Source organism: Corynebacterium sp. AOP40-4SA-5 (assembly GCF_052377355.1).
GTDB lineage: Bacteria > Actinomycetota > Actinomycetes > Mycobacteriales > Mycobacteriaceae > Corynebacterium.
On sequence record NZ_JBQSWS010000003.1, the window covers coordinates 122,120 to 144,041 of the forward strand.

The following is a 21,922-nucleotide window of genomic DNA, read 5'->3' on the forward strand; positions in this document are numbered from 1 at the left end:
AGACGATCCCACGCCATGCTCTCGCGCCTGGACCTGAGGGGCCAGACCCCCTCCACCGCCGAACTCCGTCGAATCCTGCCGCGCGGCGGCACCGACATCGACCATGTTCTCCCCGCGGTGACACCGGTGGTCGAGGCAGTCCGCGACCGCGGAGCCGAGGCCGCCCTGGAGTACGGGGAGACCTTCGACCACGTCCGACCGCCGTCGGTGCGCGTGCCGGAGGACGTCATCGCCGCCGCCCTGCGCGACCTCGACCCGAAGGTCACCGACGCCCTGCGAGAGGCCGTCCGGCGCGTGCGCGCCTTCCACGGCGCCCAGAAGCCGCAGGACGCCTCGGTCGAGGTCGCCCCCGGCGGCGTGGTCTCCGAACGCTGGATCCCGGTCAACCGCGTCGGGCTCTACGTGCCCGGCGGCAACGCCGTGTACCCGTCCTCGGTGATCATGAACGTCGTGCCAGCCCAGGAGGCCGGCGTCGGCAGCCTCGTGGTGTCCTCACCGCCGCAGGCCGACTTCGGCGGCTGGCCGCACCCCACCGTGCTCGCCGCCTGTGCGCTGCTCGGTGTGGACGAGGTGTGGGCCGTCGGCGGTGGCCAGGCAGTCGCCCTGATGGCCTACGGTGATGCAACCGATCCGGATCTCGAGCCGGTCGACATGATCACCGGGCCCGGCAACATCTTCGTCACCGCCGCCAAGCGGCTGTGCCGCTCGGTGGTCGGCATCGACTCCGAGGCCGGACCCACCGAGATCGCCGTTCTTGCCGACTCCACCGCCGACCCCGTCGCCGTGGCCTACGACCTCATCAGCCAGGCCGAGCACGACGTGATGGCAGCCTCCGTGCTGATCACCGACTCCGTGGAACTGGCCGACGCCGTGGACCGCGAGATCGAGGCCCGCTACCAGGTCACCCTCAACGCCGACCGGGTCGCCGAGGCGCTGACCGGCGAGCAGTCCGGCATCATCCTCACCGACAGCCTCGACGAGTCCGTCCGTGTGGCCGACGCCTACGCGGCCGAGCACCTGGAGGTCCAGACCTCCGACTCCGCGGCCGTGGCCGCCCGGATCACCAACGCCGGGGCCGTGTTCGTGGGCCACTACGCGCCGGTGCCGCTCGGCGACTACGCCGCCGGGTCCAACCACGTGCTGCCCACCTCCGGCACCGCCCGGCACTCCTCGGGCCTGTCGACCCACACCTTCCTCAAGCACGTCGACGTGATCAGCTACGACCGTGGCGCGCTCAAGGAGGTCGCCGACACGGTGACCGCCCTGGCCGACGCCGAGCAGCTGCCCGCCCACGGTGAGGCCGTGCGTGCGAGGTTCGAGAGCGAGGAACGTTAGATGACTGACAACGCCGCCCCGATCACCCTGTCCGACCTGCCGCTGCGGCCTGAACTGCAGGGCAAGTCCGCCTACGGTGCCCCGCAGCTCAGCGTGACCAACCAGCTCAACACCAACGAGAACCCGTACCCGCCCAGCGAGGGCCTCGTCGAGGACCTCGTCGCCGAGGTCCGCCGCCTGGCGTCCACCCTCAACCGCTACCCGGAACGCGACAGCGTGGAGCTGCGCCGGGAGCTGGCGTCCTACGTGACCCGGCAGACCGGCGTCACGGTCGGGGTGGACAACGTGTGGGCCGCCAACGGGTCCAACGAGATCCTCCAGCAACTGCTGCAGGCCTTCGGCGGACCCGGGCGCAGCGTGCTCGGGTTCACCCCGAGCTACTCGATGCACCCGATCCTCGCCGCCGGCACGCAGACCGAGTTCCTCGAGCTGCCGCGCAGCGCGGTGGACTTCGGCATCGACGTCGACGCCGCGGTGCGCACCATCGAGGAGAACCGTCCCGACATCGTCTTCGTCACCACGCCGAACAACCCCACCGGCGGGGTCACCAGCGTGGCCGACCTGCGCCGCATCCTGGACGCCGCGCCCGGCATCGTCATCGTCGACGAGGCCTACGCGGAGTTCTCCGCCGAACCCAGCGCCACCGCGCTGATCGCCGAGTACCCGTCCAGCCTGGTGGTGTCGCGCACCATGTCGAAGGCCTTCGACTTCGCCGGCGGACGCCTGGGCTACTTCGTCGCCGACCCCGCCTTCATCGAGGCGGTGATGCTGGTGCGCCTGCCGTACCACCTCTCCACGCTGTCGCAGGCGGCGGCGACCGTCGCCCTGCGCCACAGCGACGAGACCCTGGCCACCGTCGACGCCCTGCGTGGCGAACGCGACCGGGTCGTCGCCGCACTCGTGGAACTGGGTTACGGTGTGGTGCCCAGCGAGTCCAACTTCATCTTCTTCACGCTGCCCGGTACCGGCTCCGGCACCAGTTCCTCGGCCCACGACGTCTGGCAGCGCTTCCTCGACCGCGACGTGCTGATCCGCGACGTCGGGGTCCCCGGCCACCTGAGGATGACGGTCGGGCTCCCGCAGGAGAACGACGCCTTCCTCGCCGCCGCCGCAACGATCATCGGAGATTTCACGTGAGAACCAGCCGCATCGAACGCACCACGAAGGAGTCCTCGATCACCGTCGAGATCAACCTCGACGGGACCGGGACGACCGACATCGCCACCGGCCTGCCCTTCTTCGACCACATGCTCACCGCCTTCGGCTCCCACGGGTGCTTCGACCTGACCGTGCACGCCGACGGCGACACCGAGGTCGACGCCCACCACACCGTCGAGGACACCGCCATCGTGCTCGGCCAGGCGATCAACGAGGCCCTCGGCGACAAGAAGGGCATCCGCCGCTTCGCCGACTCCCACATCCCCATGGACGAGACCCTCGCGCACGCGGTGGTGGACGTCTCCGGGCGCCCCTACTTCGTGGGCACCGGTGAACCGGAGACCATGCTGACCACCGTGATCGGCGGGCACTACGCCACCGTGATCAACGAGCACTTCTTCGAGACGCTGGCCTTCAACGCCCGCATCGCCCTGCACGTGCGCTGCCTCTACGGCCGCGACCCGCACCACATCACCGAGGCGGAGTACAAGGCGGTCGCCCGGGCGCTGCGCGCGGCGGTCGAGCCGGACCCGCGGGTGACGGGGGTGCCGTCCACCAAGGGCACGCTGTGAGCGTTCTGAAGGTCAGGGGCGTGCCCCTGATGCTGCTGAGCGTGTTCTGCGCCTTCCTCGGCTGGTCGATGCTGCTGCCGGTCATCCCGGTGGCCATGCTCGACGCCGGATACGGCGACTCGCTGGCGGGCCTGTCCACCGGCATCTTCATGGCGGCGACGGTGATCACCCAGGTCTTCGTGCCGCGCCTGCTGCGCCGGTGGGGCTACGTCCCGGTGATGTTCTGCGGTGCGGTGCTGCTGGGCGTTCCGTCGGCGCTCTACCTCATCGACGCCGGGTCCTGGCTGGTGCTCGCGGTCTCCGCGGTGCGCGGCGTGGGCTTCGGCGCGGTCACCGTGGCGCAGTCGGCGCTGCTCGCCGAACTCGTGCCGGCGCAGCAGCTCGGCCGGGCGAACGCCTTCTTCGGCGCCTCGATCGGCGTCGGCGAGATCATCGGATTCACCGTCGGCCTGCCGCTCTACACCGCCGCCGGCGACGTGGTCTTCCTCGTCGCCGTGGCGTGCGGGGTGGTCGGCGGTGCCGGTGCACTCGGCATCCCGTCGCTGCGCGCGGCGAGCGTGCGGAAGGACGCTGCGGCGTCCGATGCGTCCTCGGCGTCTGATGCGTCTGATGCGCCGGCCACCGTGCGCGCCCCGCTGTGGAAGCTCGTGCTGGTGCCGATCGTGGGACTGTGCACCGGGGCGATGGGCTTCGGCGCCTTCTCCACCTTCACCGCCCCCGCCGTGGGCGGGATCGACGCCTCGGCGGCCGCCACCCTGGCCGGCGTCACGCTGGCCGTGATCGGCGCCGGCCAGATCCTGGGCCGCACCATCTCCGGCTGGTGGGCCGACCGCATGGGCGAGCCGGGACGACTGGTCGTGGCCGCCTCACTGTTCTGCGTCGGCGGCATGCTGGCGATGTCCACGCTGATCCACACCGCCCCGGTCGGGGCGGCGCTCATCGCCGGCGCCCTGGGTGCCGCGGCGGTGTTCGGCCTCGGCTTCGGTGCGATCCAGTCCGAGACCCTGCTGATGATGTTCTCTCGCATGCCCAAGGAGCGGGTGTCCGAGGCCTCGGCGATGTGGAACATCGGCTTCGACTCTGGCACGGGTGCCGGGTCCACGGTGCTGGGTGTCACGGCGACCTCCACCGGCTACGGCGGGGCCTTCCTCGTCGGCGCCGGACTGGTCGGTGTCGGCACCGCCACGCTGGCCGGCGACCGTGTGTTGGGACGCTCCCGCGTCACCGAGCACCAGAACGTCCGCACACGCCTGCGTAGCTTGCGTACCCGGGGCGGATCCTGAGACCCGCGGCCTTGTAGGATCTCTGCACATGGTGGAAAAAGCAGCTCCCACGGTCGCGCTCCTGGACTACGGTTCCGGCAACCTGCGCTCGGCGCAGCGGGCGCTGGAGCACGCCGGCGCGCAGGTCACGGTCACCGCGGACCCGGACACCGTCCTCGCCGCCGACGGTCTGCTCGTGCCGGGCGTCGGCAACTACTCGGCGTGCATGACCGGGCTGCGCGCCGTGCACGGTCCCCGGATGATCGGGGAGCGGCTCGCCGGGGGACGTCCCGTCCTGGGCATCTGCGTGGGCATGCAGGTCCTGTTCGACCGCGGGGTCGAGGGCGGCGGGCTGGACGGCAGCGGGGCCGAGGGCTGCGGCGAGTGGCCGGGCACGGTGAGCCGTCTGGAGGCGTCCGTCCTGCCGCACATGGGCTGGAACACCGTCGACGCCCCCGCCGACTCTCGGATGTTCGCCGGCGCCGCCGCCGACGAACGCTACTACTTCGTGCACTCCTACGGTGCGCGCTCCTGGGAACTGGAGACCGACGGGCACACCGTGGCACCGTCGGTGACCTGGTCCACCCACGAGGACTGCAGGTTCGTCGCCGCCGTCGAGAACGGCCCGCTGTGGGCCACCCAGTTCCACCCGGAGAAGTCCGGGGAGGCCGGAGCCCGGTTGCTGCGCAACTGGCTCGCCACCCTGTGACGTCCAGTCAGACCACCACCAGCACCCTGAACCACGCGATAGGATACTTCTCATGACCCTCACCCTGCTCCCCGCCGTCGACGTCGCCGATGGACAGGCCGTACGCCTCGTCCAGGGGGCCGCCGGCTCCGAGACCAGCTACGGTGCACCGCTGGACGCGGCCCTGGCCTGGCAGAACGCCGGTGCCGAGTGGGTCCACCTCGTGGACCTGGACGCCGCCTTCGGCAAGGGGAGCAACTTCGACCTGCTCAACGAGGTCATCGGACGGCTCGACGTGAAGGTGGAGCTCTCCGGCGGTATCCGCGACGACGCCTCCCTGGAGCGTGCCCTGTCGACCGGCTGCCGCCGGGTCAACATCGGCACCGCCGCCCTGGAGAACCCGGAGTGGTGCGAGAAGATCATCGCCGAGCACGGTGACCGGGTCGCCATCGGCCTGGACACCCGCCAGGTCGACGGCGAGTGGCGGCTGCGCGGGCGCGGCTGGGTCTCCGACGGCGGCGACCTGTGGGAGGTCCTGGAACGCCTGGACTCCCAGGGCTGCTCGCGGTTCGTGGTCACCGACGTCTCGCGTGACGGGATGCTCAACGGCCCGAACATCGACCTGCTGCGCGACGTGGCCGCCGCCACCTCCGCCCCGGTCGTCGCCTCCGGCGGAATCTCCAGCCTCGACGACATCCGCGCCCTGGCCGGCGTGGCGGACGAGGGCGTGGACTCCGCCATCGTGGGCAAGGCCCTGTACGCCAACAAGTTCACCCTCGAGGAGGCCCTCGCGGTCACCAGGGAAGAGGCCCAGGCGGTGCCCGGTGAGTGACGGCAGCGACGAGACGGTCCAGACCGACGAGATCGACACCCGCGCGCTGCTGGCCATCGCCGAGGCCGCGGTCGACGAGGCGGAGGCGACGTTCTCCGCCGCCGTCGGCGCCGAGCCCTCGGTGATGAAGAGCCCGGGCGACTTCGCCACCGAGGCCGACCTCAGCGTGGAACGCCAGCTGCGTCACCTGCTGACCAGCTACACGGGTCTGCCCGTGCACGGCGAGGAGTACGGGGTCGTGCTCCCCGGCGAACCGGTGGAGGTCAACCCGAACGACGGCATGGCCGACGACCTCGACGGGCCGCGCCGCGACAGGAGCGACAGGAAAGACAGCCCCGCGTCCCCGGAACGCGGCGAGTCGCTCAGCCGCGCCGACGCGGACAAGAACCCCGGCCTCGACGAGCTGCCCGAGACCTGCTGGGTCGTCGACCCGATCGACGGCACCGCCAACTACGCGGTGGGCAACCCGTTCTGCTGCATCCTCGTCGCCCTCGTGCACAAGGGTGAGGCCGTGGTCGCGGTCACCGAGATGCCGCTGCTCGGCCAGCGCATCACCGCGCGCAAGGGCCACGGGCTCTACGTCGACGGGCACCCCGCGCGTCCGATGCTGCCGTCGAACCCGGGCATCACGCAGATCAGCTTCGGCTCGATCCTGTCGCAGCGCCGCGGCAACCTGCCGATCTCGTACCGTCAGGACATGCTCAACGCCATCGGCCGGACGTATCCGCGCATGCGCGTCACCGGCTCGTGCGGCATCGACCTGGCGTTCACCGCCGCCGGCATCTTCGGCGGCACGGTGACGTTCAGCCCCAACCTGTGGGACAACGCCGCCGGCCTGCTGCTCGTCCGCGAGGCGGGTGGGGTGGTCACCGACTTCAACGGTGACCCGTGGCGCCCCGGTGTTTCCGGCCTGGTGGCCGGCGAGCCGGAGGTGCACTCCATCCTGCTCGACCACATCCGTTCGGTGCCGATCGGCACCGCCGCACGCAACGCCCAGGAGATCATGGACCGGGGAGGAATAAGGTGAGCATCCGATGAGTGTCGCTGTACGGGTCATCCCGTGTCTGGACGTCGACGACGGCCGCGTGGTCAAGGGGGTCAACTTCCTGAACCTGCGCGACGCCGGCGACCCCGTGGAACTCGCCGCACGCTACGACGCCGAGGGCGCAGACGAACTGACCTTCCTCGACGTGTCCGCCTCGAAGGACGGCCGTGGCACCATGCTCGACGTGGTCCGCCGCACCGCCGACCAGGTGTTCATCCCGCTCACCGTCGGTGGCGGGGTGCGCTCGGAGGAGGACGTCAACCAGCTGCTGCGCGCCGGCGCGGACAAGGTGTCGGTGAACACCTCGGCGATCAGTCGTCCCGAACTGCTCAGTGAGCTCTCCGCCCGTTTCGGCGCCCAGTGCATCGTGCTGTCCGTCGACGCGCGCCGCGTGCCCGCCGACGGGGACCCCCAGCCCAGCGGATTCGAGGTCACCACCCACGGCGGCTCGCGTTCCGCCGGCATCGACGCGGTGGAGTGGGCCGTGCGCGGCCAGGAGCTCGGTGTCGGGGAGATCCTGCTGAACTCCATGGACGCCGACGGCACCCGCGACGGCTTCGACCTCGACCTGCTCGCCCGGGTGCGCGCCGCGGTGACCATCCCGGTCATCGCCTCCGGCGGGGCAGGACGCGTCGAGGACTTCCCGCCCGCCGTGCAGGCGGGTGCCGACGCCGTGCTCGCCGCGTCCGTATTCCACTTCGGCGACATCGCCATCGGCGAGGTCAAGGACGCCATGGCGGAGCAGGGGATCGAGGTGCGCCGGTGAGCGCGCTGACCAGCAACGAGGACGTCCGGGCCGTCGGGCTCGACGCAGACGTGGCCGCACGGCTCAAGCGCGACGCGTCCGGACTGGTCGCCGCGGTCGTGCAGGAGCACGGAACCGGCGACGTCCTGATGCTCGCCTGGATGGACGACCACGCGCTGGCGCACACCCTCGCCACCCGCAAGGCGACCTACTGGTCGCGCTCCCGCGGGGAGTACTGGGTGAAGGGGGAGACCTCCGGACACACCCAGTACGTCCACGACGTGCGCCTCGACTGCGACGGCGACACCGTCCTGCTGACCGTCGACCAGACCGGCGGCGCCTGCCACACCGGGGACCACACCTGCTTCGACGCCGACCGGCTGCTCCAAACTGAAAGACCTGCAGATGACTGAGTACGACACCGCCGACCCCTACACGATCACCGACCGGGCGACCTTCCGCCGCCTGGCCGCGCGCAACCGGGTCGTCCCGGTCGCGCGCAAGGTCCTCGCCGACGGCGAGAGCGCGATGAGCGCCTACACCAAGCTCGCCGGCGGACGTCCCGGCACCTTCCTGCTGGAGTCCGCGGCACCGGGGCAGTCCTGGTCACGCCACTCCTTCATCGGCACCGGCGCGCGCTGCGCGCTGACCGCCAAGGACGGCGACGTGCACTGGATCGGCACCCCGCCGGCAGGTGTGCCGGAGGGCTCCGACCCGCTGGCGGTGATCCGGGAGAGTCTGGAGCTGCTGCACACCGACCCGGTGCCCGGACTGCCCACCCTGACCTCCGGCCTGGTGGGTTACATGGGTCACGACGTGATCCGCTACATCGAGGACATCCCCGACACCTGCACCGACGACCTGCAGGTTCCCGACATGGTGCAGCTGCTCGCCGACACCCTGGCGGTCATGGACCACCACGAGGGCACCATCTGGCTCATCGCCAACGCGGTGAACTGGGACGGTTCCGATGACCGCGTCGACGCGGCCTACGACGACGCCGTCGCGCGCGTCGACGAGATGGCGCGGCGCCTGGCGTCCGGCGAACACCTGCCCTCGGCGACGTTCAGCACACCGGCACCGCAGCCGCGCCGGCAGCGCGCCCTCGACGACCACAAGGCCCGCATCGAGACGTGCAAGGAGCACATCCGCGCCGGCGACGCCTTCCAGATCGTCCTGTCGCAGCGCTTCGAACTCGACACCGACGTGCCGGGCGTGGACGTCTACCGCATGCTGCGGGTATCCAACCCCAGCCCCTACATGTTCCTGCTCAACGTGCCGGACGACTCCTTCACCGAGACCGCCTTCCAGATCATCGGCTCCTCGCCGGAGTCGCTGGTGCAGGTCTCCGACGGCCGGGTGACCACCTTCCCGATCGCCGGGTCCCGGCCGCGCGGCGCCAGCTACGAGCAGGACGAGCTGCTGGAGAAAGAACTCGTCAACGACGAGAAGGAGAACTCCGAGCACCTGATGCTCGTGGACCTCGGCCGCAACGACGTGGGCCGGGTGTGCACCCCGGGCACCGTGGAGGTCCACGACTTCCGCCACGTGGAGCGCTACAGCGCGATCATGCACCTGGTCTCCGGGGTCAGCGGACGGCTCGCCGAGGGCAAGACCGCCCTCGACGCCTTCGTCGCGACCTTCCCGGCCGGCACGCTGTCCGGCGCACCGAAGCCCTCTGCCCTGGGCATCATCGACCAACTGGAGGACACACGACGAGGTGTCTACGGTGGGACCGTGGGATACTTCGACTTCTCCGGCAACGCCGACCAGGCCATCGCCATCCGCACCGGCCTCTACAAGGACGGCACCGTCTACGTGCAGGCCGGCGGCGGCATCGTCGCCGACTCCGACCCCGACGCCGAGGACGAGGAGACCCGGAACAAGGCCCTGGCGGTGCTGCGCGCCGTCGCCGCCGCCGAGACCATGCAGGACGTGGCACGGTGAAGCGCCTCGGAGGACGCGGCCTGGCCCTGCTGCTGACCGTGCTCGGTGCCGCCGGGCTGTGGGGTGCCGGCCAGATGACCTGGCTGACCGTCACGGTCGAGGACGACAAGAGCGGCGAGTCCGTCAAGAACATCATCGGCTCGGTGTGGGACGCCGCCGGCACCCCGCTGGCCCTGGCGATGCTCGCCGCAGTGATCCTGTCCATGGCGCTGCAGCCCCTGGCCCGACGGATCCTCGGCGGCATCTCCGCACTGCTGGCCGCCGCCGCCGGCTTCGCCGCGGTGAACCTGCTCTCCGGCGACCCGGACCTGGAACGCGCGCAGGCGCTGCTGGTCAGTGGCGCGGGTACGCAGCGCGAGTCCGACCCCGTGCAGATCTCCGAATGGGCCGTGGTGCTCGACGGCCAGGTGCACACCTGGCCCGTGGTGCTCTTCCTGGTCTCGGCGGCACTCGGCGTGGTCGGCGGTGTGCTGCTGGCGATGAAGCCGGGTGCCGCGCGGTCCGGCCACAGCAAGTACGAGACCCCCGAGGCCCGCCGCGAGGGCGTGGAGAAGGACCTGGAGGACAACCCCGACTCCGGACGTGTCCTGTGGGACGCCCTCGACGCCGGCGTGGACCCCACCGACCGTGACACGCAGGACCGTGACTCAGGCGACGACGCCCGCCCGGTGTGAGTTTCGCGTCACCCCGATGTCGTCCCCGCCGGGGTGTGGCGTTAGCATTGGTCCATTCAGCTGCACCAGACACCTGACCGCAGACACCTGACCTCCCGGGAGGAACGATGGCAACCGTACTCGACGACATTATCGCCGGCGTGCTCGAGGACACCGCGCGGCGCGAGTCCGCGGTCCCGTTCGCCGAGATCAAGGCCATGTCCCTGGACATGCCCCCGGCGTTGGACGCCCGCGCCGCCCTGGCCGGCCCCGAGGTGAGCGTGATCGCCGAGGTCAAGCGTGCGAGCCCGTCCAAGGGGCACCTCGCCGACATCCCCGAGCCCGAGATCCTCGCCAAGGCCTACGCGTCCAACGGGGCCAGCGTGATCAGCTGCCTCACCGAGGAGCGGCGCTTCCGCGGTTCGCTGGCCGACTTCGACAAGGTCCGTGCGTCCGTCGACGTGCCGCTGCTGCGCAAGGACTTCACCGTCAACCCGTACCAGATCCACGAGGCCCGGGCCCACGGTGCGGACGTCGTCCTGCTCATCGTCGCAGCCCTGGACCAGGACCGGCTGACCGCCCTGCTGGACCGCACCGAGTCCCTCGGGATGACCGCGCTGGTGGAGGTCCACTCGGAGGAGGAGGCCGACCGGGCCGTCGCCGCCGGGGCGTCCGTCATCGGTGTCAACGCCCGCAACCTCAAGACCCTCGAGGTCGACCCGGGCGTGTTTTCCCGGATCGTGCCGCGGCTGCCGGACAGCGTGGTCAAGGTCGCGGAGTCCGGGGTTCGCAACACCTCCGACCTGCAGTCCTACGCCAACGCCGGGGCGAACGCGATCCTGGTGGGCGAGGGGCTCGTCACCGCGGCGAACCCGGGGCAGGCCTGCCGCGCGCTGGTCGCCGCCGGGCAGCACCCCGCGTTCCGCCCGGAGCCGAAGTGACGTCCGCGGCGTAATGTACAGTTCCTGGGTGTGAGTACACCATCCGGGAACGACAGAAGTGACTTCAAGAACACGCTCGGCCTGCCGACGGCGGGGGAGGTCCTCGCCGTGCCGACCGCGCACGACGCGGACGACAACGGTCACTGGGGCAACTACGGGGGGCGCTACATCCCCGAGGCCCTGATGGCCGTCATCGAGGAGATCCAGGACTCCTGGGCGAAGGCCCGGGCGGACCAGGACTTCCTCGACGAGCTCGACGAGCTGCACCGCAACTACACCGGCCGGCCGTCGCCGCTCTACTTCGGCGCACGGTTCTCCGAGGCCGTCGGTGCCGACGTGTGGTTCAAGCGTGAGGACCTCAACCACACCGGCTCGCACAAGATCAACAACGTGCTCGGCCAGGTCCTGCTGGCCAAGCGCATGGGCAAGGCCAACGTCATCGCCGAGACCGGCGCCGGCCAACACGGTGTCGCTACGGCGACGGCGTGCGCCCTGCTGGGTCTGGAGTGCCGGATCTACATGGGTGAGGTCGACGCGCGCCGCCAGGCCCTCAACATCGCCCGCATGCGTCTGCTCGGCGCGGAGGTCATCGAGGTGACCGTGGGTTCGGCGACGTTGAAGGACGCCATCAACGAGGCCATGCGTTACTGGGTCGCGAACGCCGACGACACCTACTACTGCTTCGGCACCGCGGCCGGCCCGCACCCCTTCCCGGAGATGGTCCGGGACCTGCAGCGCATCATCGGTGTCGAGGCGCGCGCGCAGATCCTCGCCGCGTCCGGTCGTCTGCCGGACGCGGTCATGGCCTGCGTCGGCGGCGGCTCGAACGCCATCGGGCTGTTCCACCCCTTCATCGACGACGAGGGTGTGGCCCTCATCGGCGGCGAGGCCGGTGGCGACGGGGTGGAGACCGGACGCCACGCCGCGCCGATCACCGTGGGCTCCGAGGGCGTCTTCCAGGGGTCCTTCGCCGCGCTGATGCAGAACGAGGACGGCCAGATCACCGAGTCGCACTCGATCTCCGCCGGTCTGGACTACCCGGGCGTGGGCCCGGAGCACTCCTTCCTGGCCAAGCAGGGCCGGGCGGAGTACCTTCCGGTCACCGACACCGAGGCGATGGAGGCCTTCCGGCTGCTGACCCGCACCGAGGGCATCATCCCCGCCATCGAGTCCGCCCACGCCGTCGCGCTGGCGGTGAAGGTCGGCGCCGAGTACACCGCGGGGGAGAGGACGACGTCCGACGGGGCACGGCCGGTGTTCATCGTCAACGTCTCCGGACGTGGCGACAAGGACGTCGACACCGCCGCAACGTGGTTCGGCATGCACCCGGAGCAGGGCGAGGCACACACGGACGAGGAGAACAACTGATGAGCACACTGTCCGAGGTCTTCACCTCCGCCCGGGCCGACGGCCACGCCGCCTTCGTCGGCTACCTGCCGGCCGGCTACCCCACGCTGGACGACTCCGTGGAGCTGGCGACCGCGCTGGCCCGCCACGCCGACCTCATCGAGGTGGGCGTGCCCTTCACCGACCCGATGATGGACGGCCCGACGATCCAGGAGGCCGCGACGACCGCCCTGGAGGCCGGTTTCCGCGTCCGCGACACCTTCACCGTGGTCCGTGCGATCACCGCCGCCGGCGGTAGCGCGGTCATCATGAGCTACTGGAACCCGATCCTGCAGTACGGCCCGGAGAAGTTCGCCGAGGAGCTGGCCGAGGCCGGTGGCCTCGGGTCGATCATCCCGGACCTGCTGCCGGAGGAGTCCGCCCGCTGGAACGACGCCTGCCGGGCCAACGGTCTGGACAACGTCTACCTGGTCGCGCCGTCCACCACCGCCGAACGCCTGGACCTCACGGTCAACGCCGGCGGCGGGTTCATCTACGCCCAGTCGCACATGGGCGTCACCGGTGCGCAGGAGGACGTCTCCTCGGACGCCCGCGACCTCGTCGCGCGTACCCGCGCGGCCACGGACCTGCCGGTCGCCGTCGGGCTGGGCGTGAAGAACGGCGACCACGCCGCCGCTATCGCCGACTACGCCGACGGCGTCATCGTCGGTTCCGCGCTGATCTCCGCGGCGTCCTCCGGTGTGGACGCACTGGAAACCCTGGCCAAGGACCTGTACGAGGGGGTCCGTCGGTGAGTACGCAGATCCTCGCCACGATTCCCTCGCCGCCGCAGGGCGTGTGGCACCTGGGTCCGGTCGCCCTGCGCGCCTACGCGCTGTGCATCCTCACCGGCATCGTCGTGGCGGTGTTCTGGACCGTGCGGCGCTACGTGGCGCGCGGCGGCTACCCGGAGACCGTGATCGACTGCGCGATCGCCGCCGTGCCCGCCGGCATCATCGGTGGCCGGATCTACCACGTGATCACCGACCACCACCTGTACTTCGGGGAGGGGCGCGACTGGGTCGACGCCTTCAAGATCACCAACGGTGGCCTGGGGATCTGGGGTGCCGTGGTCCTCGGCGGCCTGGCCGTGTGGGCGGTGCTGGCGTACAAGAAGGTGCCGCTGGCCCCCTTCGCCGACGCCGTGGCCCCACCGATCCTGCTCGCCCAGGCCATCGGACGCCTCGGCAACTGGTTCAACCAGGAGCTCTACGGCGGGGAGTCGGACGCCCCCTGGGCACTCGAGATCTACCGGCGGGTCGACGCCGACGGCAACATCGACCAGATGGACGGGGTCTCCGACGGCACCGTGCTGGCGACCGTGCAGCCCACGTTCCTCTACGAGATGGTGTGGAGCCTGCTGGTGGTCGTCCTGCTCGTGTGGGCCGACCGCCGGTTCCGCCTGGGTGGCGGACGGGTCTTCATGCTCTACGTGGCCGGGTACACCTTCGGGCGTTTCTTCATCGAGTTGCTCCGCACCGACGCGGCGACGACGGTCTTCGGCGACGTGCGCATCAACAGCGTGGTCTCCGCAGTGGTCTTCCTCGCCGCCCTGACATTGTTCATCCTCACCCGCTCACGCACCCGCGAAGAGCCGGAGTACGTGGCAGGACCGCCGCCTGAGGACCAGGAGGGGGACGGTGAAGGGGATACCGAACCCGATGCAGAAGCTCCTGAGGCATCCGGTGGTAGCGGTGGCGGGGGCACAGGGTTATCCTCGGACAGGTGAGTAGACGCACCAAGATCGTATGCACCCTGGGCCCGGCAGTGGCCTCCGCCGACAAGATCCGTGAGCTCGTTGGGGCGGGGATGAACGTCGCCCGCCTGAACTTCTCCCACGGTGAGCACGCGGACCACCAGCAGAACTATGAGTGGGTCCGGCAGGCCGCCGAGGAGAGCGGTAGCTCCGTCGGCGTTCTCGCTGACCTGCAGGGACCCAAGATCCGCCTCGGCCGGTTCGCTGAGGAGAAGACCTACTGGGAGACCGGTGAGGAGGTGCGGATCACCGTCGACGACGTGTCCGGCACCCACGACCGGGTCTCCACCACCTACAAGCAGCTCGCCCGGGACGCACGCCCCGGCGACCGCCTGCTCGTCGACGACGGCAAGGTCGGCCTCGTCTGCAAGGCCATCGACGGTAACGACGTGGTCTGCGAGGTCGTCGAGGGCGGTCCCGTCTCCAACAACAAGGGCGTGTCCCTGCCCGGCATGAACATCTCCGTGCCGGCCCTGTCGGAGAAGGACATCGCCGACCTGCGTTTCGCCCTGACCATGGGTGCGGACGTCATCGCGCTGTCGTTCGTGCGTTCCCCGGCGGACGTCGAGCTGGTCCACGAGATCATGGACGAGGTCGGCCGTCGCGTGCCGGTCATCGCCAAGCTGGAGAAGCCCGAGGCGGTCGACGCGCTCGAGCCGATCATCCTCGCCTTCGACGCCATCATGGTCGCCCGTGGTGACCTGGGTGTCGAGGTTCCGCTGGAGGAGGTGCCGCTGGTGCAGAAGCGGGCGGTGCAGATCGCCCGGGAGAACGCCAAGCCCGTGATCGTCGCCACCCAGATGCTGGACTCGATGATCGAGAACTCCCGCCCGACCCGCGCCGAGGCGTCCGACGTCGCCAACGCCGTGCTCGACGGTGCCGACGCGGTCATGCTCTCCGGTGAGACCTCCGTGGGCAAGTACCCGGTGGACACGGTCAAGACCATGTCGCGCATCGTCACCGCCGCCGAGATCGACGGCGAGGTGCCGCCGCTGTCCCACGTGCCGCGCACCAAGCGTGGCGTGATCAGCTTCGCGGCGAAGGACATCGGCGAGCGGCTCAACGCCCGCGCGCTCGTGGCCTTCACCGCCTCCGGCGACACCGCCCGTCGCGTGGCCCGGCTGCGTTCCGACCTGCCGCTGCTGGTGTTCACCCCGTACCAGGAGGTGCGCAACCAGCTGGCCCTGACCTGGGGTGCGGAGTCGTACCTGACCAACGAGGTCTCCACCACCGACGAGATCATGAAGGAGGTGGACTCCATCCTGCTGGGCAAGGCGGGTTACACCCGGGAGGACGCCGTGGTCATCGTGGCCGGTTCGCCCCCCGGAACCGAGGGTAACACCAACATGATCCACGTCCACCTGCTCGGCGAGGACACCGCGTAGAAGGAGGCCCCACCAGGATGATCGACGCACGCGACACGGCACTGCTGCTGGAGGGTGGAGGCATGCGTGCCTCCTACAGCGCCGGTGCGGTGGATGTCCTCATGGACCACGACGTGCGCTTCGGCTGGGTCGGAGGGGTCTCGGCCGGAGCGACGCACCTGGTCAGCTACCTCAGCGGGGAGCAGGACCGCCTGCGCCGCAGCTTCGTGGACTTCGCCACCGAACCACAGTTCGGTGGCTGGACCTGGCTGCTGCGTGGCAAGGGCTTCTTCAACGCCGAGTTCATCTACGGTCAGGCCCACACCCTTGATCTTCCGCGGCCCTACGACGCCCGCCTCGCGTTGGAGGGGGACACCGAGTTCCGGATCTGCGCCACCCGCGCCGACAACGGTGACCCGGTCTACTGGGGACGCGAGGACATCGGCTCCGGCCAGGAACTGATGGACCGCGTCCGGGCGTCCTCCACGATCCCGTTCGCGATGCCGGTGCCACGCATCGACGGGGTGCCCTACGTCGACGGTGCCCTGGGACCGTCCGGCGGGATCCCCCTGGACGCGGCCCTGGCCGACGGCTACGACCGCTTCTTCGCGGTGCTCACCCACCCGCGTGGCTACGTGAAGCCACCGATGGGACGCTCGAAGGTGTGGCGCACGCTGCTGGCACGCTACCCGGCGGTCGCCGAGGCACTGCTCACCCGGCACATCCGCTACAACGCCACGATGCAGCGGCTCTACGCCCTGGAGCGTGCCGGCCGGGCGTTCCTGTACTTCCCGGAGGACGCCTCCCCGGTGAGCTCCACGGAGCGCAAGGTCGACGTCCTGCGTGACTCCCTGGCGCGCGGCACCGAGCAGGCGCTGCGTGACTGGGACGGCATGAACGAGTTCCTCGGCCGCGAGGCCGTCGGCTCCGCCTGAGCCAGCCTTAGCCAGCCTTACCCGTCCGGTGGCGTGTCAGCCGCGCCAGAGGTAGGCCAGCACCGCCGCCGTCGCCGCCTGTGTGGCGATGTCCACGGTGCCCGGCGCCGGCAGGAACTGCGGCGAGTGGTTGCCCGGGACGTCCTGCGCGACCCGGTCCGCGGCGACCGCAGCGTCCCACACGTCCTGGTCGGTGCAACCGGTGAGCAGGAACTCGTAGGGCACGCCGAAGTGGCGGGGGATCTCGGAGAAGTCCTCCGACGCCGTCCAGCGGGCGGCGTCCTGCGAACGCTCGCCGAAGACCTCGTCGAGCACGGGGCGTACCCGCTCGTGCACGCCGGCGTCGTTGTCGGTCAGCTCGCCGCGCGCGGAGTAGACGACGTCCGCCGGCTTCGGCGTGCCCGAGGCCGCGCACTCGGCCTGGATGACCCGCTCGATCGCGGCGTAGGTGCGGTCACGCACGCCGGTGTCGTAGAAGCGGCAGTTCAGCACCAGCGTGGCCGTGTCGGGGATGGTGTTGTTCGTGTGGCCGGCGGTGAGTGTGCCGACGGACACCACGGCGAAGTCGTCCGCGGCGACCTCGCGGCCCACGATGCCCTGCAGGCGCACCACGATCATCGCGGCGAGGAACGTCGGGTCGATGGAGTTGTGCGGTGCGGACGCGTGCGAGGACACCCCGTGCAACGTCACCGTGATGGTGTCGCAGGCGGCCATCACCGGGCCGGCCGAGGAGAACACCGTGCCCACCGGGCCGGGCATCACGTGCTGGCCGAGGCAGACGTCCGGGGCGGGGATGCGCTCGGCCAGTCCGTCCTCGATCATCGACGTGGCACCGCGGGTGACCTCCTCGGCAGGCTGGAACAGGGCGATGAAGGTGCCCGACCAGGCGTCCTGCCGGGCGTCCATGATCTCGCACAGGCCCATCAGGGCGGTGGTGTGCACGTCGTGTCCGCAGGCGTGCATCACGCCGGGGTTCTTCGAGGCGTAGGACGCCCCGGTGTCCTCGGTGACCGGCAGGGCGTCGAAGTCGGCGCGGTAGAGCACCGTCGGGCCGTCCCCGTTACGCCACACGGCGGTGATGCCGTGGCCGCCGATACCGGTGGTCACCTCTGCGCCGAGGGCGCTGAGGCGCTCGAGGACGTGTGCGGCGGTCTGCTCCTCGTGCTCGCTGAGCTCCGGGTTCTCGTGCATCCACGTGTAGAAACCGTCGGACCAGGAGAGGTCCACGCCGTGGTTGCCGATGAACTCCGCGATATCAGGTGTGCTCATGGCCCCGAGTGTAGTGACGCCGGTACACCGGTCTCAGAGGTGGTCCCGGATCCGGTCCTCCGCGGTGACGGTGTCGAGCTGGATCGGGGGAAGTGCCACCTCGTGGGAGGTCTCCCCGTCGACGAGCACCCGGGGGCTGAACACGTAGCGGTCGAAGTCCTCGGCGCAGTCGAGGGAGAAGGACACGGTGGTGCCGTTCTCGCCGTCGGAGCCCTCGGAGTCGACGCGCACGTCGGTGATTCCGAGCCCGGGTGCCTCGGTGACGACGTCGCTGATCTCCACGCTTTCCTCCACGCTGAACTCCACGTCCCCGCACCCGGCCAGCTCGGCAGGGTAGTCGCGGGTCGGGGTGAGGGTCGGGGCGTCCGGGGCCTGTTCGGCCCGGCTCAGCGTATAGTCGCCGACGCTGCGGTCCTGCAGGGTGCCGTCCTGGTCGGTCACCAGGCGGACCTGGGACAGCTCGGTGCGGTCCCGGTCGCCGTTGAGCTGGGCGGTCACCGACCCTGCGGCCGTGCCGTCCTCCTCGGTGTCACGCTCGACCTCGATCGAGTCGCCGTCGTAGACCGAGACGCCGCCGTCGGGCACGTCATTGACCAACTGGAATTCGCTGAGGTGTGACCAGACCGGGTCCGAGGCAGGGGCCACGACCGGGAGGTTCACCTTCGGGTGTTCACCGGGGTCGACGACGACGTCCCCGGAGACCGGGGTGAAGGTGGCATCCGTCTCGCCCGTCTCTCCCGGCGCCTCGGCGCTGCAGGCGCCTGCGAGCACGGCGACGGCCGTGACAGGCACGAGACAACGCAGGTGGCGTCGCACGGGGGACGTCCTGACCGGCATTCGGCGGCCAGCCGCACCGGCGGAGGAGTGAGGTGATCCAGGACGTGAGGGGGAGAGGTGTCTCATGTTCCCTTTATGGGCTCTTCGCGATTCACAGTGCGTTGATCCGGTCGCGGAGCTGCCCGGAGTGGATCAACGACCGCAAGATGTAGTGGTCGAGGTTTCTGAATCCCAGGGCGATGCCGCGCAGATGCTCCAGCCGTCCGTTGATGGCCTCGACGGGGCCGTTCGACGCTCCCACATCGAAGTACGCCAGGATGTCGTGCCGTCGGCGCCACAGGGTCCTGCCGAGCTGTGCCAGCTCCTCCAGCCCCGCGGGTAGACCCTGACGCAGAGCGTCGATCACCCTGGACATCAACTTCTTGCCCCGTGACTTGTCCGGGTGGCCGTACGCGGCGATGACGTCCTGGTAGAACGCCCAGGTGACCTGCAAAGCGACGTAATCGTCGTCAGTGGCCCACAGCAGATTCAGCCGTTGTTTCTGCCGCTCGGTCAGATAGTTCGTCCTGGTCATCAGGCTACGACGGTGCTTGTACAGCGGGTCATCCTTGCGTCCACGCCGCCCGGTCGTTTCTCGTTGCAGGCGTTGCCGACACCCGGTGAGCTTCTCGGCGGCCAGGTGCACCACATGAAATGGGTCCATCACCTTCGTCGCCGCGGGCAGGGCGTGGTCCACGGCGGTGGCGTAGCCGGCGAAGCCGTCCATCGTCACCACCTGAACCGACTCGCGGAACGCTTCGCTGCGTTGCTGCAACCAGCTTCGTAGAACCTCGGCGCTGCGCCCGGGCCGCATGTCGATCAACCGCGCTGGCCCGCGCCCATCGACCAGTGGGGTCAGATCCACCAGCACCGTGACCATCGAGGAGGGATCGCCGGGACGGCGGGTGTGTTTCCACACGTGCTCGTCGACCCCTAGTATCCGCACGTCAGCGAGGTGATCGCCGGAGTCGTAGACAAGGTTGCGGCATGCCTGAACCGCGATCTTGTTGACCAGCGGCCACCCGACACCTAGGGCTTTCGCTGTCGCCGAGACACTCATGCGATCGATGGCCAGGCGTTGCAGAATCCAGCGAGTCACCCGCCGGGTCAGTTTCGCCCCGTCGTCAGCACACGCCAGCGAGGCCTGGAAGATCTTCCGACCGCAGGCATCGTTGGCGCAGGTGAACCGCGGGACACGGACGTGAAGCCTCGTCGGGAAGCCGACTACAGGCAGGTCCACCAGCTGCCGGGTGACGTGATCTCGCAGCACACCCGGATGTTTACAGCCAGGGCACTGATCGTCGACGGCCACCGGGGCGGCGTCGATGGCGGTGAACAGGCCGGCATCGGCGGCATCGGTGATGGTCAATCCGATTTCAGCGGTGCGGCAGATGGTGTCAGCGACGAGGTTGCCAGTAGTGTGCACTTCTAGGGTCCTGGTTCGGTTCAGATGATGGCTTCGCAACTCTCATCTTGTACCGGCCAGGGCCTCTTCATGTTGTGACACACCGTAGCTGCCCCACCGTCAGCTACGCACTCCGTATCGCGAAGAGCCCCTTTATGTGGGTTGTCGTCGGTTGGAGAGGTGTGAGGCTCCACATGGGCGCAGCCCTGACCGCGGACCGTAGGCGGGGTCACCGGTGTTGTCAACGGTTCCGGCTGGGGACAAGCCCCCGGCCCGGTAGACGTTGCAGAGGCGTCTATCAGTGTCCCGTGTCCGGCCATACCGCCGGGGGTAGGGGTACGTGGAAAGCCTGCGCTCAGGCGCAGGTCATACTTCCGGAGATGGTCAGGGCTGCGCCGGGACCTGCGGCTAGCCCTGCACCGCCGGGTTGTAGCGCAGCGAGTTGCGCTGGAACTCGATCTCCCCACCCAGCCGGATCCCCGGGGCCAGACGCCCCTCGTCGCGGGCGACGGTCAGCTTCTCGAGCACCTGTGCCTTCAGGTCGGCGGGGCTCAGGGTGTTGATGAAGATCTTCGTCCCGCCCTCGAACCCGGCCATCGTCGAATCACGCCACTTGATCATGATCCGCCACGGCATCGGCACGTCCACGTCCAACGGCCGGTGCAGCCACTCCTCGTTCGAGGGCATGTGAGGCCCGGCCGCCACATGGCAGGCGTGGACGAGGTCGGCCACCGCGTCGCGCTCCTCGACACTGATGAGCCACGGCTCGGTGGTCCCCGAGCGGGAGAACACCTCCAGGGTCGGCCAGCGGTGCCCGAAACCGGCGAAGGCGACGGCATGGTCGTTCTCGGCGACGATGAGGTTGTGGTGCCCGGCGTAGTCCACCGCCCACTGGTTGTACATGTTCGGGTTCGCCCGCACCTGGGCGATCTCCGTCTCGTTCTGCAGCCCGTGCTCGTCGATGGCCACCAGCTGCTTGTGCAGGTGCTCGATCGAGGCACCGGCGGGCTCCAGCCAGTTCTGGAACGCCGCGACGTAGCGCACGTACGGGTTGGCGCGGTACAGCCGGTCCATCGCGTCCACGGTGAAGGCGATGTAGAGCCGGTGGTCCGACCAGCTCATCTCACCGGAGCTGAGGAGCTGGTCGCTGCGGGTGGCCCCGGGGACGTAGTGGTCGCGGGCGAGGATGATGTCGTGTCCGCCGCCGAACAACGGCCCGCCGAGCTCGTTGACGCTCTGCACCGCCCGCTCCTCGGTGAACAGGGCGTCGATCTCGGACGCGGGACGTCCCGCCGCGGCCAGGCGGATGCGCAGCAGCTGCTCGACGTGGGCGCGTCCCTCCGGCTCGGCGAGGTACTCCGCCATGTGCCGGGCGGCCGTGGCGTCCATCCGGTGGCCGTAGTTCACCAGCCAGTAGTCGTAGGTGAGGATCTCGTAGAGGTTCGCCACCCGCCGAAACAGCGGGTCCGTCGCCTCCAGCTGCGAGACCGTGAGGCCGCGCAGGATCCGGGGGTCACCGTTGTCGTCGATGACCATGCGGGCCTTCTCCGGGGTGGTGCGCAGCAGGTTGGCGATGCCGAAGTCCGTCTGCGTGTCCCGGTTGGCGTCGTTGACCTCGACGATCTCCTCGGGACGTTCCCGGACGGGACGGTGGCCGCGGCTGGGCACGGTCCAGACCTCGGTCCCGGAGAACGGGTTGACCTGTTTGATGGTGCCGTCGGGCAACGTGGTCAACGGAGGTACCGGTGCGGGGGAGATGGGGGAGTGGCCGATCACAGTTACCCAACAGTAGTCGGTCAGACCCTGGCAGTGG

At 69.8% G+C, this 21,922-nt stretch carries 21 protein-coding genes; 17 read left to right on the forward strand and 4 right to left on the reverse strand.

Annotated elements, in window-relative coordinates; genetic code table 11:
- The first annotated feature begins 15 nt into the window (after positions 1 to 15).
- The 17 genes from hisD (at position 16) to ACT3S3_RS02895 (ending at position 16,619) form a co-directional block, all read left to right on the forward strand.
- Positions 16 to 1,335, forward strand: a complete 1,320-nt coding sequence (gene hisD, locus ACT3S3_RS02815; protein ID WP_301441711.1) for a histidinol dehydrogenase — start codon at positions 16 to 18, stop codon at positions 1,333 to 1,335.
- Positions 1,336 to 2,472, forward strand: coding sequence for a histidinol-phosphate transaminase (locus ACT3S3_RS02820; protein WP_301441710.1), 1,137 nt, complete (start codon positions 1,336 to 1,338; stop codon positions 2,470 to 2,472).
- Positions 2,469 to 3,065: an imidazoleglycerol-phosphate dehydratase HisB gene (gene hisB / locus ACT3S3_RS02825; protein ID WP_441579362.1), complete on the forward strand. Its 597-nt coding sequence runs from the start codon at positions 2,469 to 2,471 to the stop codon at positions 3,063 to 3,065. Before ACT3S3_RS02820 ends, hisB begins: the two co-directional genes overlap by 4 nt.
- 29 nt (positions 3,066 to 3,094) lie before the next feature.
- Positions 3,095 to 4,348: an MFS transporter gene (locus tag ACT3S3_RS02830; protein ID WP_441579366.1), complete on the forward strand. Its 1,254-nt coding sequence runs from the start codon at positions 3,095 to 3,097 to the stop codon at positions 4,346 to 4,348.
- 28 nt (positions 4,349 to 4,376) lie between these two features.
- Positions 4,377 to 5,036 (forward strand): imidazole glycerol phosphate synthase subunit HisH, encoded by a 660-nt coding sequence (gene hisH, locus ACT3S3_RS02835; protein WP_301441707.1) that lies wholly within the window; start codon positions 4,377 to 4,379, stop codon positions 5,034 to 5,036.
- A gap of 52 nt (positions 5,037 to 5,088) precedes the next feature.
- On the forward strand, positions 5,089 to 5,847 hold the full coding sequence (gene priA / locus ACT3S3_RS02840; protein ID WP_301441706.1) for a bifunctional 1-(5-phosphoribosyl)-5-((5-phosphoribosylamino)methylideneamino)imidazole-4-carboxamide isomerase/phosphoribosylanthranilate isomerase PriA: 759 nt from the start codon (positions 5,089 to 5,091) through the stop codon (positions 5,845 to 5,847).
- Positions 5,840 to 6,874, forward strand: coding sequence for an inositol monophosphatase family protein (locus ACT3S3_RS02845; RefSeq protein WP_441579363.1), 1,035 nt, complete (start codon positions 5,840 to 5,842; stop codon positions 6,872 to 6,874). Before priA ends, ACT3S3_RS02845 begins: the two co-directional genes overlap by 8 nt.
- 7 nt (positions 6,875 to 6,881) lie before the next feature.
- The gene (gene hisF / locus ACT3S3_RS02850; protein WP_301441704.1) at positions 6,882 to 7,658 is read left to right on the forward strand and encodes an imidazole glycerol phosphate synthase subunit HisF; all 777 of its coding nucleotides are present in this window, start codon (positions 6,882 to 6,884) and stop codon (positions 7,656 to 7,658) included.
- 5 nt (positions 7,659 to 7,663) lie between these two features.
- Entirely contained in the window at positions 7,664 to 8,050 is a 387-nt protein-coding gene (hisI, locus tag ACT3S3_RS02855) for a phosphoribosyl-AMP cyclohydrolase (protein WP_301441717.1), read from the forward strand.
- Entirely contained in the window at positions 8,043 to 9,584 is a 1,542-nt protein-coding gene (locus ACT3S3_RS02860) for an anthranilate synthase component I (RefSeq protein WP_301441703.1), read from the forward strand. The genes hisI and ACT3S3_RS02860 overlap by 8 nt, the downstream gene beginning before the upstream one ends.
- Complete coding sequence (locus tag ACT3S3_RS02865) at positions 9,581 to 10,258, forward strand: TIGR02234 family membrane protein (RefSeq protein ID WP_301441702.1); 678 nt, start codon at positions 9,581 to 9,583, stop codon at positions 10,256 to 10,258. Before ACT3S3_RS02860 ends, ACT3S3_RS02865 begins: the two co-directional genes overlap by 4 nt.
- 107 nt (positions 10,259 to 10,365) lie before the next feature.
- Entirely contained in the window at positions 10,366 to 11,178 is an 813-nt protein-coding gene (gene trpC, locus ACT3S3_RS02870) for an indole-3-glycerol phosphate synthase TrpC (RefSeq protein ID WP_301441701.1), read from the forward strand.
- Positions 11,179 to 11,208: 30 nt separating this feature from the next.
- Positions 11,209 to 12,546 (forward strand): tryptophan synthase subunit beta, encoded by a 1,338-nt coding sequence (trpB, locus tag ACT3S3_RS02875; protein WP_301441700.1) that lies wholly within the window; start codon positions 11,209 to 11,211, stop codon positions 12,544 to 12,546.
- Positions 12,546 to 13,319, forward strand: coding sequence for a tryptophan synthase subunit alpha (gene trpA, locus ACT3S3_RS02880; protein ID WP_301441699.1), 774 nt, complete (start codon positions 12,546 to 12,548; stop codon positions 13,317 to 13,319). The genes trpB and trpA overlap by 1 nt, the downstream gene beginning before the upstream one ends.
- Positions 13,316 to 14,293 carry a prolipoprotein diacylglyceryl transferase gene (gene lgt, locus ACT3S3_RS02885; RefSeq protein ID WP_301441698.1) on the forward strand — a complete coding sequence of 326 codons (978 nt, stop codon included), beginning with the start codon at positions 13,316 to 13,318 and terminating at the stop codon, positions 14,291 to 14,293. The genes trpA and lgt overlap by 4 nt, the downstream gene beginning before the upstream one ends.
- Positions 14,290 to 15,705, forward strand: a complete 1,416-nt coding sequence (gene pyk, locus ACT3S3_RS02890) for a pyruvate kinase (RefSeq protein WP_301441697.1) — start codon at positions 14,290 to 14,292, stop codon at positions 15,703 to 15,705. The genes lgt and pyk overlap by 4 nt, the downstream gene beginning before the upstream one ends.
- 17 nt (positions 15,706 to 15,722) lie before the next feature.
- The gene (locus tag ACT3S3_RS02895) at positions 15,723 to 16,619 is read left to right on the forward strand and encodes a patatin-like phospholipase family protein (protein ID WP_301441696.1); all 897 of its coding nucleotides are present in this window, start codon (positions 15,723 to 15,725) and stop codon (positions 16,617 to 16,619) included.
- Between the two features lie 36 nt (positions 16,620 to 16,655).
- Here ACT3S3_RS02895 and ACT3S3_RS02900 read toward each other — a convergent pair whose 3' ends face one another.
- The 4 genes from ACT3S3_RS02900 to ACT3S3_RS02915 all read right to left on the reverse strand — a co-directional run bounded on the left by ACT3S3_RS02900 (position 16,656) and on the right by ACT3S3_RS02915 (position 21,885).
- Complete coding sequence (locus ACT3S3_RS02900; protein WP_301441695.1) at positions 16,656 to 17,888, reverse strand: amidohydrolase; 1,233 nt, start codon at positions 17,886 to 17,888, stop codon at positions 16,656 to 16,658.
- Positions 17,889 to 17,921: 33 nt separating this feature from the next.
- Positions 17,922 to 18,704 carry a hypothetical protein gene (locus tag ACT3S3_RS02905; protein WP_301441694.1) on the reverse strand — a complete coding sequence of 261 codons (783 nt, stop codon included), beginning with the start codon at positions 18,702 to 18,704 and terminating at the stop codon, positions 17,922 to 17,924.
- Positions 18,705 to 18,816: 112 nt separating this feature from the next.
- Positions 18,817 to 20,130 carry an ISL3 family transposase gene (locus tag ACT3S3_RS02910; RefSeq protein WP_444626191.1) on the reverse strand — a complete coding sequence of 438 codons (1,314 nt, stop codon included), beginning with the start codon at positions 20,128 to 20,130 and terminating at the stop codon, positions 18,817 to 18,819.
- 387 nt (positions 20,131 to 20,517) lie between these two features.
- Positions 20,518 to 21,885, reverse strand: a complete 1,368-nt coding sequence (locus ACT3S3_RS02915; RefSeq protein ID WP_301441693.1) for a DUF4921 family protein — start codon at positions 21,883 to 21,885, stop codon at positions 20,518 to 20,520.
- Positions 21,886 to 21,922 lie beyond the last annotated feature (37 nt).

What these genes read in the sequence shown, in the direction of transcription:
- hisD (WP_301441711.1), top strand. Translation starts at nt 16, where the DNA reads ATGCTCTCGCGCCTGGACCTGAGGGGCCAGACCCCCTCCACCGCCGAA.
- ACT3S3_RS02820 (WP_301441710.1), top strand. Translation starts at nt 1,336, where the DNA reads ATGACTGACAACGCCGCCCCGATCACCCTGTCCGACCTGCCGCTGCGG.
- ACT3S3_RS02830 (WP_441579366.1), top strand. Translation starts at nt 3,095, where the DNA reads ATGCTGCTGAGCGTGTTCTGCGCCTTCCTCGGCTGGTCGATGCTGCTG.
- hisH (WP_301441707.1), top strand. Translation starts at nt 4,377, where the DNA reads ATGGTGGAAAAAGCAGCTCCCACGGTCGCGCTCCTGGACTACGGTTCC.
- priA (WP_301441706.1), top strand. Translation starts at nt 5,089, where the DNA reads ATGACCCTCACCCTGCTCCCCGCCGTCGACGTCGCCGATGGACAGGCC.
- hisF (WP_301441704.1), top strand. Translation starts at nt 6,882, where the DNA reads ATGAGTGTCGCTGTACGGGTCATCCCGTGTCTGGACGTCGACGACGGC.
- ACT3S3_RS02860 (WP_301441703.1), top strand. Translation starts at nt 8,043, where the DNA reads ATGACTGAGTACGACACCGCCGACCCCTACACGATCACCGACCGGGCG.
- trpC (WP_301441701.1), top strand. Translation starts at nt 10,366, where the DNA reads ATGGCAACCGTACTCGACGACATTATCGCCGGCGTGCTCGAGGACACC.
- trpA (WP_301441699.1), top strand. Translation starts at nt 12,546, where the DNA reads ATGAGCACACTGTCCGAGGTCTTCACCTCCGCCCGGGCCGACGGCCAC.
- ACT3S3_RS02895 (WP_301441696.1), top strand. Translation starts at nt 15,723, where the DNA reads ATGATCGACGCACGCGACACGGCACTGCTGCTGGAGGGTGGAGGCATG.
- ACT3S3_RS02900 (WP_301441695.1), bottom strand. Translation starts at nt 17,888, where the DNA reads ATGAGCACACCTGATATCGCGGAGTTCATCGGCAACCACGGCGTGGAC.